General features: G+C 52.7%; 20 protein-coding genes. 11 read left to right on the top strand and 9 right to left on the bottom strand.

Annotation, left to right across the window (positions count from 1 at the left end; all coding sequences use genetic code 11):
• Positions 1–131: 131 nt before the first annotated feature.
• The 3 genes from argC to rplM form a co-directional block, all read right to left on the bottom strand.
• On the bottom strand, positions 132–1,160 hold the full coding sequence (gene argC, locus FFS57_RS11835) for an N-acetyl-gamma-glutamyl-phosphate reductase (RefSeq protein ID WP_137938001.1): 1,029 nt from the start codon (positions 1,158–1,160) through the stop codon (positions 132–134).
• 129 nt (positions 1,161–1,289) lie between these two features.
• Complete coding sequence (gene rpsI / locus FFS57_RS11830) at positions 1,290–1,682, bottom strand: 30S ribosomal protein S9 (RefSeq protein ID WP_137938000.1); 393 nt, start codon at positions 1,680–1,682, stop codon at positions 1,290–1,292.
• 12 nt (positions 1,683–1,694) lie between these two features.
• Positions 1,695–2,123, bottom strand: coding sequence for a 50S ribosomal protein L13 (gene rplM / locus FFS57_RS11825; RefSeq protein WP_137937999.1), 429 nt, complete (start codon positions 2,121–2,123; stop codon positions 1,695–1,697).
• Positions 2,124–2,594: 471 nt separating this feature from the next.
• On the opposite strand from rplM, the gene FFS57_RS11820 reads away from it, so the two are divergent.
• Positions 2,595–3,011 carry an OsmC family protein gene (locus FFS57_RS11820; protein WP_137937998.1) on the top strand — a complete coding sequence of 139 codons (417 nt, stop codon included), beginning with the start codon at positions 2,595–2,597 and terminating at the stop codon, positions 3,009–3,011.
• A gap of 67 nt (positions 3,012–3,078) precedes the next feature.
• On the opposite strand, the gene coq7 is transcribed toward FFS57_RS11820, so the two are convergent.
• Complete coding sequence (gene coq7, locus FFS57_RS11815) at positions 3,079–3,705, bottom strand: 2-polyprenyl-3-methyl-6-methoxy-1,4-benzoquinone monooxygenase (RefSeq protein WP_137937997.1); 627 nt, start codon at positions 3,703–3,705, stop codon at positions 3,079–3,081.
• 141 nt (positions 3,706–3,846) lie between these two features.
• On the opposite strand from coq7, the gene ppa reads away from it, so the two are divergent.
• On the top strand, positions 3,847–4,374 hold the full coding sequence (ppa, locus tag FFS57_RS11810; RefSeq protein WP_137937996.1) for an inorganic diphosphatase: 528 nt from the start codon (positions 3,847–3,849) through the stop codon (positions 4,372–4,374).
• A gap of 300 nt (positions 4,375–4,674) precedes the next feature.
• Here the strand turns inward: ppa and FFS57_RS11805 are convergent, their stop codons facing one another.
• The 5 genes from FFS57_RS11805 to FFS57_RS11785 form a co-directional block, all read right to left on the bottom strand.
• Positions 4,675–5,811: an AAA family ATPase gene (locus FFS57_RS11805; protein ID WP_137937995.1), complete on the bottom strand. Its 1,137-nt coding sequence runs from the start codon at positions 5,809–5,811 to the stop codon at positions 4,675–4,677.
• Complete coding sequence (gene pnuC / locus FFS57_RS11800; RefSeq protein ID WP_137937994.1) at positions 5,798–6,454, bottom strand: nicotinamide riboside transporter PnuC; 657 nt, start codon at positions 6,452–6,454, stop codon at positions 5,798–5,800. Before pnuC ends, FFS57_RS11805 begins: the two co-directional genes overlap by 14 nt.
• A 71-nt stretch (positions 6,455–6,525) precedes the next feature.
• Complete coding sequence (locus FFS57_RS11795; RefSeq protein WP_137937993.1) at positions 6,526–7,905, bottom strand: nicotinate phosphoribosyltransferase; 1,380 nt, start codon at positions 7,903–7,905, stop codon at positions 6,526–6,528.
• A 61-nt stretch (positions 7,906–7,966) separates the two neighbouring features.
• Entirely contained in the window at positions 7,967–8,998 is a 1,032-nt protein-coding gene (locus tag FFS57_RS11790) for a bifunctional nicotinamide-nucleotide adenylyltransferase/Nudix hydroxylase (RefSeq protein ID WP_137937992.1), read from the bottom strand.
• 124 nt (positions 8,999–9,122) lie between these two features.
• Positions 9,123–10,373 carry an ABC transporter substrate-binding protein gene (locus FFS57_RS11785; RefSeq protein ID WP_137937991.1) on the bottom strand — a complete coding sequence of 417 codons (1,251 nt, stop codon included), beginning with the start codon at positions 10,371–10,373 and terminating at the stop codon, positions 9,123–9,125.
• A 164-nt stretch (positions 10,374–10,537) separates the two neighbouring features.
• On the opposite strand from FFS57_RS11785, the gene FFS57_RS11780 reads away from it, so the two are divergent.
• The 9 genes from FFS57_RS11780 to FFS57_RS11740 all read left to right on the top strand — a co-directional run bounded on the left by FFS57_RS11780 (position 10,538) and on the right by FFS57_RS11740 (position 16,167).
• On the top strand, positions 10,538–11,086 hold the full coding sequence (locus FFS57_RS11780; RefSeq protein WP_137937990.1) for a GbsR/MarR family transcriptional regulator: 549 nt from the start codon (positions 10,538–10,540) through the stop codon (positions 11,084–11,086).
• Positions 11,087–11,131: 45 nt separating this feature from the next.
• Positions 11,132–12,112, top strand: a complete 981-nt coding sequence (locus FFS57_RS11775; protein WP_137937989.1) for an SAM-dependent methyltransferase — start codon at positions 11,132–11,134, stop codon at positions 12,110–12,112.
• The gene (locus FFS57_RS11770) at positions 12,087–12,470 is read left to right on the top strand and encodes a thiol-disulfide oxidoreductase DCC family protein (protein ID WP_137937988.1); all 384 of its coding nucleotides are present in this window, start codon (positions 12,087–12,089) and stop codon (positions 12,468–12,470) included. Before FFS57_RS11775 ends, FFS57_RS11770 begins: the two co-directional genes overlap by 26 nt.
• 69 nt (positions 12,471–12,539) lie before the next feature.
• Positions 12,540–12,926 (top strand): thiol-disulfide oxidoreductase DCC family protein, encoded by a 387-nt coding sequence (locus tag FFS57_RS11765; protein WP_137937987.1) that lies wholly within the window; start codon positions 12,540–12,542, stop codon positions 12,924–12,926.
• 25 nt (positions 12,927–12,951) lie between these two features.
• A complete protein-coding gene (locus FFS57_RS11760; protein ID WP_137937986.1) occupies positions 12,952–13,314 on the top strand; it encodes a hypothetical protein in 363 nt (120 codons plus the stop codon).
• A 12-nt stretch (positions 13,315–13,326) separates the two neighbouring features.
• Positions 13,327–14,598, top strand: coding sequence for an NAD(P)H-binding protein (locus FFS57_RS11755; RefSeq protein ID WP_137937985.1), 1,272 nt, complete (start codon positions 13,327–13,329; stop codon positions 14,596–14,598).
• Between the two features lie 73 nt (positions 14,599–14,671).
• Positions 14,672–15,145 carry a DUF2269 family protein gene (locus FFS57_RS11750; RefSeq protein ID WP_137937984.1) on the top strand — a complete coding sequence of 158 codons (474 nt, stop codon included), beginning with the start codon at positions 14,672–14,674 and terminating at the stop codon, positions 15,143–15,145.
• A gap of 26 nt (positions 15,146–15,171) precedes the next feature.
• Entirely contained in the window at positions 15,172–15,630 is a 459-nt protein-coding gene (locus tag FFS57_RS11745) for a type II toxin-antitoxin system RatA family toxin (RefSeq protein WP_137937983.1), read from the top strand.
• A 144-nt stretch (positions 15,631–15,774) separates the two neighbouring features.
• Complete coding sequence (locus FFS57_RS11740; protein WP_137937982.1) at positions 15,775–16,167, top strand: BPSL0067 family protein; 393 nt, start codon at positions 15,775–15,777, stop codon at positions 16,165–16,167.
• Positions 16,168–16,175: the final 8 nt, after the last annotated feature.

Below are 16,175 nucleotides of genomic sequence, written 5' to 3'. Positions count from 1 at the left end.
GCGACAAATTCAATCAGACAACGAGTAGGGATATTCTGCCTGCTGACAGCTATTTCAATACCCGCTACTCGCAATATTCCATTCTGCCCAGCCACTTCAAGCACAGTATCAGCCTTAATCATCACCCAATATTATGGCAACAGCGGTACCACATCTAAGCCCAGACGCTCTTCCAACCCAAACAGGATATTCATATTCTGAACGGCCTGCCCTGCCGCACCTTTGACCAGATTATCGATCACCGACAGAATGACCACTATATCCCCACCCTGCGGCTGATGAACTGCAACTCGGCATACATTGGCGCCACGCACCGAACGCGTCTCAGGGTGACTCCCTGCCGGCAGAACATCCACAAACGCTTCACCCACAAATCGCTGCTCGTATAGAGCCTGTAAATCAATAGACTGCTTGAGTTTGGCATACAAGGTGGCATGGATACCACGAATAAGTGGCGTCAAGTGCGGGACAAATGTCAAGCCAACATCCTGACCTGCAACACGCGACAGCCCCTGACGGATTTCCGGCAAATGACGATGTCCAGCCACGCCATAAGCTTTGAAGTTATCCCCCGCTTCAGCAAACAGCGTATGCACCTCTGCTTTACGCCCCGCACCACTTACACCGGATTTGCAATCTGCAATCAAATTGGCCGTATCCACCAAACCTGCTTCAACCAAAGGCAAAAAGCCCAATTGGACCGCAGTTGGATAACAACCAGGATTCGCAATCAAACGCGCTTTACTGATCTGTTCACGATTGACTTCCGGTAGACCATACACAGCCTCCTCAACCAATTCAGGGCTGGCATGTGACATGCCATACCAGCGCTCCCATGTCGGTACATCCTTGATTCGGTAGTCCGCTGCCAGATCAATCACCTTAACCCCTGCATCCAGCAATTCGCGCGCTTGGGCCATGGCAATACCATTCGGTGTCGCAAAAAACACTACATCACATTGCTTGAGATCCGCTTTGGCAGGATCACTGAATGTGAGATCTACCCAGCCACGCAAACTGGGAAACATCTCTGCAATTGGCATGCCATCTTCTTTGCGCGAGGTCACGGCTGTCAGCTTTACCTGTGGATGTCTTGCCAACAATCTCAACAGCTCGACACCGGTATAGCCAGTACCACCAACAATACCTACCTTGATCACAGTGCTTCTCCCGTCTTGATTTGTGTGCAGTGCAACATTTTACCATGCATCGCACCGCTTACTGCCATGCAACGAATAGATAAAACAAAAGCCGCCCGAAGGCGGCTTTTGTTGAAGGCATCCCAGCGATTAACGCTTGGAGAACTGCTTACGACGACGCGCGCCACGCAAGCCAACCTTCTTACGTTCAACTTCACGTGCATCGCGAGTAATCAGTCCTGCCTTACGCAGCGCCGACTTCAGGGTTGCATCGTAGTCAACCAATGCCCGAGCGATACCGTGACGAACCGCACCGGCTTGGCCATTTTCACCGCCACCAGTCACATTCACCTTGATATCAAAGGTTTCGATATGGTTTGTCAGCTCCAGCGGCTGGCGCACGATCATGCGGCCAGTTTCACGGGAGAAGTATTCGTCAAGCGGTTTACCGTTAACGATGATTTGGCCCTTGCCTGTAGCCAGGAACACACGAGCAACAGCGCTCTTGCGGCGGCCGGTACCGTAGTTGTATTTACCGATCATGGTACGAATTCCTTAGATGTCCAGAACTTTGGGCTGTTGCGCACTGTGAGGATGCTCAGTACCAGCATACACTTTCAGCTTCTTCAACATGGCATAGCCCAGCGGGCCCTTCGGCAGCATACCCTTGACAGCTTTTTCCAGAGTACGCTCAGGAAATTGCTCTTGCATCTGGCGGAAAGTACGCTCGTAAATACCACCAGGATAGCCGGAGTGGCGATAGTACTTCTTGTCTTCAAACTTCGCGCCAGTGACGCGCAGTTTTTCAACGTTGACAACAACGATGTAGTCACCAGTATCAACGTGAGGAGTGTATTCTGCTTTATGCTTGCCACGCAGGCGGCGAGCGATTTCGGCTGCTAGGCGGCCGAGCACCTTGTCGGTGGCATCCACGACAAACCAGTCGCGTTTCACCTCATGCGGCTTGGCGGAGAAGGTTTTCATTCGTTCTTCCAATAAGCTAAGATTTCGAGAAAGTTGCGGATTGTAAGCCGGAACGAACGAAGCGTCAAATAAAAGACGGGCGTGCAATATCCCCTACCCCATATTGAAATGAGGCCGGTTTATCGCATCGCACATTTCGTTTGCTGCAGCGCAACCAACGCAGGTCACTTACGTTAAACCCCTCCTCCACATCTGCCTGCGGGTAAAAAAAAGCGCAATCTTGAGGATTGCGCCAAATTCCACCAAAGAAGGAGGATGGAGGAGACAACACCAAAACACACATTGCGTGTAACGTCTTAGTGCTGAATTCATTATACGGATTCAGCGACAAATTGCAAGTATTTTTGTGCAGTGCAGTGTAAAAATATTGTGCATTCGCACATGACCATCAGTCAGAATGCCGCTTTTAGCTAATCTGGTTACAATGAAATAACGTACAAAACCGATGCATCTTCAACAAGGACTTCAAGCATGAAGGCAAGAATAAAGTGGGTGGAGGGGGTGAGCTTCCTCGGCGAAACTCAGAGCGGCCATGCCGTACTGATGGATGGTCCACCTGAAAGCGGTGGACGAAATCTAGGGCCACGGCCGATGGAAATGGTGTTGCTGGGAACAGGTGGCTGCACCAGCTATGACGTCATCCATATTTTGAAGAAGGGCCGACATGATATAACCGATTGTTATGTCGAAATTGACGCAGACCGAGCCGAGAACGATCCCAAGGTCTTCACCCGGATTCACTTCCATTTTGTGGTTACAGGGCACCACCTGAAAGAAGAAGCCGTGAGCCGAGCAATTGAACTGTCCGCAGAGAAGTATTGCTCAGCATCCATCATGCTGGGTAAAACTGCTGACATTACCCATGATTTTGAAATTGTTTCAGCCTGACTCCCAAGCAATCACCGGCCTGTTGATTCAATCCAGGCCGGTTTTGAGTCATCGCAGGACCAAATACCTACACCCAATAAGCGGTGCCGGTCATTACCTTCGAAGACAACTTCATCAACCCCCTCACTGGCAACGGCAAGTCGGCTGCGCCATACTGTACAGCTGTCGCCGCGTGCTGAGCTTCATCGTCACGCATTTGCACCAGAATGGCACGACTTTTTGCGTCGGTTACTGGCAATTTGCTCAGATGACTGTCTAGATGTTTACAAACTTGCCGTTCGGTTTCCGCCAAGAAACCCAGATTCCATTTATCTCCGATCAAACCAGCAAGCACCCCAATCGTCAGCGAACCAGTATACCAAACCGGATTGAGCAAGCTTTTGCGCCCCCCCAGATCAGCAATTCTGCGTTCGGTCCAAGCTAGATGTTCAGTTTCTTCCCATGCGGCATGCTCCAAGGCTTTACGGGTTTCTGGATCACGGGCAGTCAGTGCTTGGCCTTGATAGAGTGCCTGGGCGCAAACCTCACCAACATGGTTGACCCGCATCAAAGCCGCTGCTTGACGTTTTTCCTCATCAGTCAACAGTGCATCCTCCACCTGTTCGTCGGGGTAGTCGCGAATGGAGTGGGCTGGTGCCAGCAAAGTGCGAAGACCTTTATCGAACTGCACGATCAATTGGTCGAGAGTCAGCATGAAGCAATAACCTCAAAACATACGATTTCACCATTTTACCAGTCCGAAGCTATCCCGACCTGATTTTGCACGAATACCGACAAGGCCGCTTTCATTGTTATAATGGAAGACTTTTTTGAACCAGACATATGGAGTAAGTAGATGATTCTCGACCGCGTTCCTGCCGGTAAGGATGTTCCCAACGATTTCAATGTCGTCATCGAAATCCCCGCCAACAGCTCGCCCATCAAATACGAACTGGACAAAGAAACCGGCGCAATGTTTGTAGACCGTTTCATGGGTACCGCGATGTTCTACCCATGCAACTATGGCTATGTGCCTAATACTTTGTCTGAAGATGGTGATCCGGTAGATGTACTGGTTGTTACCCCATTTCCACTGCAAATTGGGGTAGTTGTGCGTTGCCGTGCATTGGGCATGCTACGGATGGAGGACGAAGCTGGTGTGGATGCCAAACTGATTGCGGTACCAGTAGAGAAACTGTGCCCGATGTACAAAGACATCAAATCCACATCAGACCTGCCGGAGTTACTGTTGTCACAAATTGCCCACTTCTTTGAGCACTACAAGGATCTGGAAAAAGGCAAGTGGGTCAAGGTACAAGGCTGGGCCGATGCCGAAGCCGCCAAGCAAGAATTGGTGGATGGCGTGGCACGCTACAAAGCCTAATTCAAAGCCCCATCCCAGCCGCCTACTCGGGCGGCTTTTTTGTTGTTTTCAACTTATTGACTGCTCCTGAATCGATATATTTTAAGTAAGTCAATTACTTATCGCCCCCATACCGTGGGGACCGGCACTAGCGGTGCCATTTTCCGACACGTGGTACACTCAACGGCCACGTCTTGGATTCCATAAAAAGATAACAACAAAAACAATAGCCTGAAACGAGTCCCAACCAAGCATGACCGAGTTGAAGTCTTGTTGATGGCACCTTGACTGGCACGCATGCAATCCATTTAGGTGGCATGTTCATATGGGCGGGGCAAAATGCCAGCCTTTCACCAGCAGCGTGTCGACAGCTCGCAACGCTTGATCCAGTCTAGATTGCCGGTCACCTGTCAGCCGCAGCCAGGGTACAGTTTGTTTTGAAAGGACGTCAGCAAAACGATCTGTCATCCAGCTTCGGATATGCTCGCCATCACGTAAGCCATCATCTTCAAATGGTACCCCCACATGGTCAGTCAGCAGGTACAAACTACGTGGTGGCATGGCTTCAATCACCTGTGCAACCGCTACCGAACTGCATCCCACATACCGTTCATGCCAGATTGCCGTGGCGAAGGCATCCGTATCACAAATCAGCAATGGGCTACTTTGTCGAGCAGCAGCTTCTTCCCGGGTGGATTGAGTCGCGGCGATAAAGGCGAATTCCGGCGACTGCCAATCCAGATCAGCCATCACTGGCAGCGGCTGATCTTGTTGCATGGCCAGACCACGACCGATCGCCAATTTGTTCCAGGAATGCTCTCGCCCAAATTCGGCAACATATTGAGTCGCAGCCCAAACGCCCCCCCGTTGCTGGAGTGTATTGGTCAGATCCCGCGACAGGGTTGTCGTACCGGTTGATTCCGCCCCCACCACCACGATGCGTTTGCACAGACCAGCCCGTACCGCTGGTGTTAGCATGGCCCAGGTACCAACGGGATTCTGTCGGACTTGTGTACCTGAAATCGCATAGCTGACACGGGACTGATCAAGGCAAACTGGCGTGGCCTGAAAACGCCGGGCCAGCTCTACCACATACGGCTCAGACGCAAAAACGGCATCAACAGGTGGAGCGACAGTCTGACGTTGCTGATCCGCCAGCACGATGGCCTGTCGGAAATGGGCCTCATGTGCATCCCAAATGGCAGGATTGTGATAATCCACAGGCGTATCGTCATATTTACCGACCACCGTTACATTTGGGCAGTCAGCCAGATCCTCGCGCATCCACACTAAGCGATCTGCTAGTGAAATGGATTCCTGCGATGCTGGGTGGACGCCCACCGTGACCAAACGGCAATATGCTGCAGCGGTGCGAATCAAATAATAGTGGCCGGCATGGGGTGGGTAGAACTTGCCAATGACCAAGCCATGTTCAAACTGTGAATCAAGCCCGGCCACTTGCTACCTCGATATCCAACCGCTGCGATGTACTGGCGCAAACTTGCCGCCAAGTAAAGAAACCTTTGGTGGCCATACCCAAGAAGATGACATACAACGCCGCAACCAGATACAGCTGTTTGCTGGCATACAACGGGATAGAGATCAGGTCGACCACGATCCAGAACAGCCAGCTTTCCATCCGCTTTCGATTCAGCAAACCCTGCGCTACCAAACTCAGTGCGGTAACAGCCGCATCCATGAATGGCGCCCCGCCCTTCACATAACTGAGGATAGGCCACATCACCGAAATCAGCCCGACCGCAATTGCAATCGCCATCAGACACTCGTTACGCCCGGCCCAGCGTACCTGCAGCGGGCCTTCACCACGAATGCCATGCAGCCATTCCCACCAACCACGCAATCCTAGGCATATGAACAAGATTTGCAGTGTCGCATCGGCAAACAGCCGGGCATCCACAAACAACATCAACAGCAATGCGCTGTTGGCGATACCAATTGGGAAATTCCAGATATGTTGACGCCACGTCAACCAGACGCACCCGATGCCCGTCACAAATCCCAAAATTTCAGCCCAGGAAGCCGGCGTACCCAGCAGGTATATGGCTGGCGAATTAAGCCAGGTGATGACAGCATGATACATGCCATACTCCTCTGATCATGGTTGAGCATAAGGCATGTCAATAATGCCATACCCAGTTGCCAACCATAACGTTACACAGCGTTGGCCCGAACTTCGTCAAAGCTGAAATCGCGTAACAGACGGCCATTTTCCCAAACTGGGACTAGCACTTCGTTAAAGCCAGCAGGAATCTCGCCGTCAGTCGCCAGGGTACGGAACTCGCCATCGGTATTCCGGTATAACGATACCCGTCCACGCTTTGAACGCTTTCCGCTATCGGTGATAGGGTCTTTGTAGACTTCACGCCACTCGCCGTGAACACGCATTGCGGAGCACTTCATCGCCCATTTCAACGTATCGCGATTCAAACCCTGCAACAGCATCCCGCCCATACCGAATGCCACGTTCTCAGTGCTGAAACCGGCAGCCAACATGCCATCCAGAATGGCCTTCAAACTGGTTGGATTGATGCCGTCACCTTGAATCAGTCGAACATGCTTCAGCACCTTGTAACCCTTGCTGTTCAACGTACTGCCAAAGCGAGCATCCAACAATTTGGCGCATTTCAGCACCACGGCAGCCGGGTCACCTGAATCAGGACGGATCACAACAGTCGCTCCTGAATCAATCACAACCTGACGCAACGTGTCACCCCAAATATGCTCCACTGCATTGAAGATATCGTAAGAGTCAGACACCACCGCGACCAAACTACCCGGCTTGGCAAATTGGGTAAGCATATTCCGGTATGCTTCGATCTCCCCTTCCCGTCCCCAGCTGGTAATGGTGGAGTGTTCCGCTGCAGGAATGGAGTAGGCAGCCATTTCAGCACCATAGTAGCGCTTGGCTGCCACCACACCCATCACGGTGTCGCTCCCCATGAAATTGACCAGATGAGCCATACCACCCAAAGCTGATGATTCGGTACTAGATACGCCCCGCGCGCCGAAATCGTGTAGTTTGAACGACAGTTCCTGAACTGGATTATCACAACTGATTTCCAGATAGCCTCGGATCAGTTGCTTCATGTGATAGCTCTGTGTCGCAACGCTTGCTGGATACCAGACACGCAACAACAAGGGCTCGAAGTAAGAACCGACCCAAAAGAAATCAGGGTGCGTGGATTCAATTGTCACCAACACTTGCTGAGTTGGAACCACCATGCCTTCGGGAGCGGCCTTAATACGCATTGGAAGAAAGCCATCCAGTTCATCCACAATGCGACGGAAGCCAACTTCATTGAATGGCTCACCATGAGCTGCAAAGAAGGTAACGGCTTCATCCACCATGGCATGCGTAATGGGCTTGCTCAGGTATTCCTTGAGAATACTTTGCAGGCCAAAGAACACCAGCTTTTCCCAAGCACCACCTCGTGACTCGATGTAGCTGAACATGCCATCGGCACCGGCCGGATACTGTAGGAAGTGGGATGCTTTATAGGAATCAGTATTCAGAAGAATATTGTCAAACATGATGAGCCTCCAACGGCTTCAGGGCTGTAAAACGCGGGTCTATCCCGCGAGTCGATAAAATTCAGGCGATACCCAGAAAATAGCTGATGATCTCAGCGTGATCTTCATACATGGCCGGCTCCAGGTTTTCCAATTCTGCAATCGGAAACCACTTGGCCTTTTCGGCATCGTCACCGCCTTTGACTTCCGGTAACTGCCCAGAAGGAAAATCAATGTGGAAAGCGTGGGTCAACGTACGGCCACGCAAGCTACGATCCGGGTGATCAAACAGTCGACATGCCTTGATTGAGCCACGTAATACCGAGGACAGTATCTTGACTCGCGTCTCCTCGCGTAATTCCCGAATCATGGCCTGCTCGGTGGTTTCAGTCTGGCCGACAAATCCTCCCGGTAATGCCCACAATCCCTTTCCAGGCTGAGCACGCCGCTTGACCAACAATACATGACCCGAGCAGGTCAATACCGCATCAACTGTCATGAATGTGGGTGGATAGGGTGCATTGGCCCAAGCAGCTTTATAGTCGCGGGTGAACACATATTCCTGTACCAGCGACGCATATTCGGGACTTAGTGCAAAGCTCTGCAGGAAGGCCGCCACCGGGGTCGGTACTTTGGTCTCCAGGCGCATCCAGTGGCCATCACGATTGGTGTCACAGAACATCATGTCACGCAGCTCAGTTGCATTGAGACCAGACAGGTTTTCGACTTCAATCAGTTCCCATTGTGGGAACATGCGCAGGTAATAGGATGAGGCATCCTTGCTATGGCCAATCAGGCCGATTCGGGCATCTTTGGGCAAGCTTTCATCGGCCACCGCTTGCTGCACCACCTTGAGCCATTGCGCCTCGTTATAAAGAAAATCACGTAGCGGCTTGATAACTACGCGTTCACGCTCGGCAGCATCCAGGCAACGATGCAGCATGATGGCGCGTTCTTCGAAGGTGAACGGGTTTTTGATGGTGCGAGGTTTATTGCTGGAACCAGCGAGCACCAGCACGCGGCTGGCTTGGGTAAGCGCGGTCTTGACAATATTCAAGTGCGCATTATGCATGGGCTGAAGGCGCCCAATGAAAACAATCAGGTCGTACTGCATGTCGATTCTCCATCGAATTCGAGTTGGCCCTGCTACCAGAGCCACATCGCGTCTATCGCGACATGAATTCATTCTCACATCATTATTTTGGGTACGTCAACCACTATTTATGTCTTCATTCATATCACTGTTTTTGAAGATATTGCCGCCGCGCACTTTCCAACTGCTGCACGATCGGATCGATTTCTGCAGGTCTCCGGACAAATTGCAAAAACGCATCGATAGCCAGCGCAGCGAAACCAGGCGGGGTGTCGCGATCCAGAAACTGGGCGCTTCCTTCCGCCCGATTGAGCAGTTGTCGACCCGCGACAAGAAACATGTCGTCACCGATTGCAGCATCAACATGCCCCGGCAGCATCCCCACGGATTGGCTGATGGTAGCTTGGATATCAGCTCGCGCCATGAAGCGCAGAAACAATTCAGCCTCTGTCCTGTTGGCACCATTGGCAGGCATGATCAACACGTCCAGCGGTGCATCTTCATACAATGGCAGCTTGTCCACGACGTGCGGGAAAGGGATAAATCCTATTTGATTGCGTAGCGCGGGTGGAATCTGTGAGGTCCAGAAATTGCCCATCAGCATCAAGCCAGCCTTGGCGCGATAAAGGCGAGATAACACATCGCGCCAGCCACGTTGAGCCATATCGTCGTTGAAACATTCGCGATTGAACAAACGTTGCCAATGCTCGAATACTTGCCGTACGCGCGCATCCGTAAACGGTACCTCGCCCCGCATGAGTTGAAGATGAAATGCCAATCCATTGATGCGCAAATCCAAGTAATCGAACCAGCCCGCCAGTGGCCAGCCTTCGCGCCCGCCGACGAGGATCGGTTCGATCCCTTGCTCGCGAGCAGTGTGGCACCAGGTCAACAGCTCTGCCCAATTTTTAGGGGGCACAAGGTGCAGTTCGCGAAAAACCGACTTGTTGTAATACATCCCCCACTGGTAGTAGTGCAGTGGCAAGGCGTAATGCTTGCCATCCACATTTACCGCGGTGCGAATAGCCTGATTGAAAGTAGCTTGCCAGGCTGTGGTGGACAACACCTGATCGAGTGGGACCAATTGCCCTGCCCGTGCCGCATTTGAGATTGCATGTCCGGCAAAGGCAAACATGACGTCCGGTGCGGGCTTGCCGGTCAGACTTGCCACGAAATGCTTTTTGTACGACTCATTCTCGATGAAATCGACATCTACCTTCATTTCTGGATAAGTCAACTTGAATCGGTCAATCTGGGCTTGATAGGCAGCCAATTGAGCACGACTGATGATCAACAGGCTGACTTTCAAGCTTGATGCCGAGCTGGCAGCCAGAACCTGTCCGAGCGCGCCCAACAAGGCGAACGCCAGTGCCCAACCTGTCACCCTGCACCACATATCACCTCCTCATCGCATGTTAGCTTCCGGCTCAACATGTTGATCTACCAGATCAAATTGACCATTTCTCACTATAGGCGATGACCAGAGCATAGCTATCACGATTGACGGGCAGCATAAAATTCTGTAATTTCTGTTTTGACAGAAATAAAGGAAGACTCACTATGCAACTCAGTCCAACAACAGAAAAGTTTGTTCTGCATTGGGGCGAAATGGGGACACGTTGGGGCGTCAACCGCACTGTGGCGCAGATCCATGCCCTGCTGTTTCTGGCAGAAAAACCACTGACGGCCGATGAAATCTGCGAAACGCTTAATGTAGCCCGATCCAATGTCAGTACCAGCCTGAAAGAGCTACAGAACTGGAGCCTAGTCAAAGTCGTACATCAGCTGGGTGATCGACGCGACCATTTCCAGGCACATCAGGATGTTTGGGATGTTTTCAAAACCGTTGTGGAAGAGCGTAAAAAACGCGAAATCGACCCGACCTTGACCGTATTGCGCGAATGTATGCTGGAATCGAAGGATGATGCGGTGCTGGATCTGCACACCCGAGACAAGATGCAAAACGTGCTGGATTTTGTAGAGTCCATGTCGGACGGCTATGAAGAGCTCAAATCATTGCCACCGGCCACGTTGCTGCGCTTATTGCACTTTGGTGCCAAGGTTCAGGGCTGGTTTGGACGACGTGACGAAGCCGACGGCAAAAACTGAATTATTGCCAAGCAGTTACCATTTGAGTGACATTCGGAAAGTATCATGACCACCACACTTGCCAATCAGTCAACTACTGCTTCGAACGAACATTTTCTAGCCACACCAACATGCATCCGCGAACAGGTCGTTGCGTACTACACCGCGGCCACTGCCGATTACAAAGTGTGGAGCAAGGGTTTCAACATGCACTTCGGTTATTGGCGTCTTGGTATCAACCCTTTCAATCGCGAAGCCATGTTGAATGAAATGAATCTGCAAGTCCTCGCCCGCTTGAATCTGCCTGCAGATCGGCCAGCGCGCATAGCAGATCTGGGTGGTGGTACCGGTGCCACAGCCCGCAGTCTGGTCGCAGCAAGGGCCGATTTGACTGTTGATGTAGTGACTATCGCCCCCAATCAGGTGGAGCTGGGTGAAACACTCAACCGGCATGCGCCACATGGCGACGCCATCACTATGCACTGTGCCGATTATGTGCATACCGGTTTGCCAAGCAATGCCTTTGACGCAGTCATCATGGTAGAAAGTGCCTGCCATGCCGAAGGTGCCACCAAAGCCACACTGATGCGCGAAGCATATCGGCTACTGAAGCCGGGCGGCCGACTGATCATGGCCGATGCCATGTTACGTCAGGCGGTACCAAACCAGAATCTATTGGGGCGTGTCATGACCCGGTTGTATGAGCGCTGGTGCGTGTCGTGGGCAGTACCGGAAATGTGCCGCATCGACCTGATGCCAATGGTGCTCAAATACATTGGTTTTCAAGAGCCCAAGATCGAAAACTGGTCGAACAATGTGATGATGTCGGTGGCGCATGTGCCCATCTTGGCCTCGTACTTTGCAATTGCTGAAGTCATCAAGGCGCGTGGCTGGTTACCGACATGGCGGTGGCGTCATATCGTGGCCTCAATCCTGACACCGCTGCTGGGTCTGTATCGTTGCACATTTACTTATTCGGCAATGATTGCCGACAAGCCATTGATGAATCAGGAGTCGCATCATGCCCGCATTGACCTTGCTTTATGACAGCAATTGCAATCTGTGTCGCACTGAGATGACGCGTATTTGCAAGTGGGATCGACACAATGCTGTTCGGCTTGTTGATATTCACGCACCACATTTCAATGCAACCCAATTTGGTACGACTCAGGCAGCATTATTGGCACGAGTACATGGTGTGGCACCGGATGGCCAACTGCTAATCGGCATGCAGACGGTTCGTGCCGCGTATTGTGCCGTCGGCATGGGTTGGCTGTTGAACTGGACTGGCTACTGGCCAGTGCGCCCGTTGATTGATGGGCTATACGATTGGATTGCCAGAAACCGTTATCGGTTGAGCAGCATTCTCCGCTACCACTGCGATTCGGACCAATGTCGCATTTGACCACGCTTGCTTTTTATTTGACCTGTTATTTCTGTCTTGACTGAAATTTCTAACATAAAGGACTGCATCATGGCCCTGACCGTTTTCTTCGATAGCAACTGCCCACTCTGCATGCGTGAAGTTCGAATGCTGGCCAAGCTGGACAAACATGGAGCATTGAATTTCATGGATGCCGCTGCACCTGATTTCAATGCGGCCAGCTGGGGTTTCGAACAGGAAGACCTGATGGCCCGGCTGCATGCACTGGGAGAGGATGGCCAATTACATACCGGCATGGATGCTGCCCGAGCCATGTATACCGCCATTGGGGCAGGTTGGCTGGTTGCCCCAACCCGTTGGCCAGGCCTGCGTCAACTTTCCGATGCCGCCTACCGCTTGTTTGCCCGTCACCGGATCAAGATAGGCCTCTTGTTTGGGCGCCAAGACTGCAGCAATGGCTATTGCCGGATTGATTGATTTCATACAGAGAGGATTCTGCACCATGAATGAGCTACTACGCTTCCTTGTCGAACTGGTTGGTGTTCTGACCATCAGCACTGCCATCATCGCCTATCTACGTGGGGTGTTGCGCAATATATTGAGCAATGGCTGTGATGAGAAAAACCGCGGCCCCGACTTTTGGATACGCATTTGTGACGTCATGATGCTGATTTCACCGGTCATCATGGTGATCTTGTTCGGCCACAACGATAACGTATCACTGACAGCCGAAGTGAAGCGGGTTCTACTGTTAACTTTGCTGGGCAATTTTGTTGGCCTGACACTGGTCATCAGCGTGATCTGGAAGTATCTGGTCCAACCCCAATTGGACCGCAATGTTGGTTTTACTACCGTGACACGCTGATCGGTCGTCATCATGAACATTCTGCTACTGGGCGCAAGTGGCTTCATCGGCCGTCATCTTGCCTGCCATCTGAGCCAGGCCGGTCACCGTGTCATCGGGGTTTCGCGCAATCCGGACCACAACAACCCGCATGTGGCTCAATGGCACCGGGCTGATCTGAACACGTTACTGACACCCGCATCCTGGCTACCACTCCTGCACGATGTCGATGTTGCCATCAACGCAGTGGGCATCCTGACCGAAGCTGGCGACAATCGTTTTGACACTTTGCACGCCAAGATGCCAAGCGCGCTGTTCCTGGCCTGCGAAAAGGCACGTGTCTGTCGTGTCATCCAGATATCAGCGCTGGGTGCTGCGGTGGATGCACCGACTGAATACTGGCGCAGCAAAGCGCGGGCAGATGAAGTGCTGCTGTCACGCGCATTGTCGGGCTATGTGTTGCGCCCTTCAGTAGTATTCGGCCCTGATGGCGACAGCAGTCGAGTGATGATGCAGTTGGCTACCCTGCCAGCACTGATGCTGCCGGAAGGCGGACAATACACGATGCAGCCGGTCCACATTGATGACCTGTGCGGCCTGATATTGCGGCTGCTCAGTGAAGAACCAGCCGTACAGCGAGTGATCGAGGTAGTTGGGCCACGCCCAATGTCAATGCGTGACTATATTGTCACCCTGCGCAACGGTATGGGCCTGGGCGGCCAATGGGTGGTTGCAATGCCGGCCAACCTGGCCGACTTGGCCGCCAGGCTGGCTCAACATATTCCTGGCAGCGTGTTCAACCCTGACAGTTTGACCATGCTGCGAGTCGGGAATATCGCGCCCACTGGCACCACCCAGAGTCTGCTTAGCCGCGAACCGCGTGACCCTGCCACCTTTGCCGGATCAGCTGAACGCAACCCTGCGGCCTGGGGCTGGCTTGGCCCTCTCATGCGCCTCAGCCTGGCCTTCGTATGGTTGTGGACGGCCTGGGTATCCCTGTTTGCCTTTGACCGCGCACAAAGCCTGGCTTGGCTTGCTGCGTGCCATATCCCTGCCGATGTCGCCCCGGCCGTATTGATTGGGGCCAGTATGGCCGATGCGCTGATTGGGTTGGCGCTGTTGCTGCGCCCACCTCGCTGGATCTGGCCTACGCAGCTTCTGGTGATGGGTGGGTACATGGTGATGCTGACAACATGCCTTCCCAGCTTCTGGCTACACCCATTTGGCCCGTTGAGCAAGAACCTGCCGATTCTGGCCAGTGTGATTGTGCTTTGGATGATGGCCCCTGCCCGATCTGCCAGATAACAGCATCAGTCGGGCAAGTCGGGTCTTTCTCGATCTGGCCTGCCCAGTCACAACACTCAGCAAAGCCCGCACCATGGACTACCTCGTCATAAAATGGTTACACATCCTCTCGGCCACATTGATGTTCGGCACCGGGTTAGGAACCGCCTTCTACATGTTTGTCACCAACCGCAGCGGCAACCTGCAAGCCATTGCCGTGGTCACCCATTGGGTGGCGATTGCAGACTGGATATTCACCGCTACCACGGTGATTTTCCAGCCTGTCTCGGGGCTATACATGGTACATCTGGCCGGCTTTCCAATTGGGTTCAACTGGTTGGGTCTGACCTTCGCCCTGTATGCCATTGCGGGTGCCTGCTGGCTACCGGTCGTGTGGCTGCAGCTGCGCATGCGGGATATGGCCAAGGAAGCCGTTCGACAAGGTGCCACACAATTGCCAGCGCGTTACTGGCGTTATGAACGGTGGTGGTGCGTGCTGGGCATCCCGGCCTTCACCGGCCTGATCTGGGTCTACTGGTTGATGGTAACCAAACCGACTGGCTGGTAAGGCCATTCAATTGACAAAAGGAATCCATGATGGCCAACCTTGAAGTCCGCAGCGTGATCCATGCCACGCCAGAGCAGGTCTGGGCTTATGCACAGCACTACTCACGGCGTGGATCATGGGATCAATTCTCTACACAGTTGATCTACCATGCGGGCCGGGAACAATCCGCCCCTGGCGATCTGGTCACAGTCAAGTCCTACCATGGCTTGGCCATGACCGTCCGGTATCTATCCTGTTCGCCCCCCAACGTGGCGGCCATCGAAATGGTCTCTGGGCCTTTCTTTCTGGCCAAATTTGCTGGCAGCTGGCGGTTTCGGGCCCTGCCCGATGGCCAGACCGAGGCCATTTTCCGATACCACTTGGCAGCGCGGCCAGCCTTGCGATGGCTGGAAGGTTTGATGGTCTGGGTGTTTCGGCGTGACAGTCAACGACGCCTGCTCAAATTGAAGCAGGTCTGCGAGACCGCCCATCAACAAGCACGTTGAGCCCGTACAGTCGCCATAGGGACCGATGCCGCGCCAGGTGTCACTGTCGGCACAATCTGAAATAATGACGCCACCATGGTTTCGCTTGCCTGAGCCGCGCCGGTTTCAGCAGCAAGCCCCCCACCACCCCGTCAGGAGCATGCGATGCCTTATATGCTGCAGATTGCAGAACGCGATACGTTTGGCGACAAGAAATTTGTCAATAAGCTGGGCAATACTGAATGTGTAGAATTTGTCGTACAAGCCACCAGTGCACCGACAACACCACATTGGAAGCAAGGCATACAGATCAAGGAAGCCAAGGTTGGCACCATTGCGCGGGGGACTGCAATTGCCACTTTTGATGACACGGGTCACTACCCAACCGATGCCCTCGGTAAGCACGCAGCCATTTATCTGAGCCATAACGAACATGGCATTCGTGTACTGGACCAATGGAAGAGCCAGGGCAAAGTGCTCGAACGCACGATCTATTTCAATAAACCCAAAGGCACCTCTCGCAGTAATGAGGGTAATACATTCTACGTCATCGAATAACAGTGGAG

The sequence above is a fragment of the Chitinivorax sp. B genome, from assembly GCF_005503445.1.
GTDB lineage: Bacteria > Pseudomonadota > Gammaproteobacteria > Burkholderiales > SCOH01 > Chitinivorax.
Note: the sequence above shows the minus strand (reverse complement) of the source record. Positions and strands in the feature narration are given on the sequence as shown.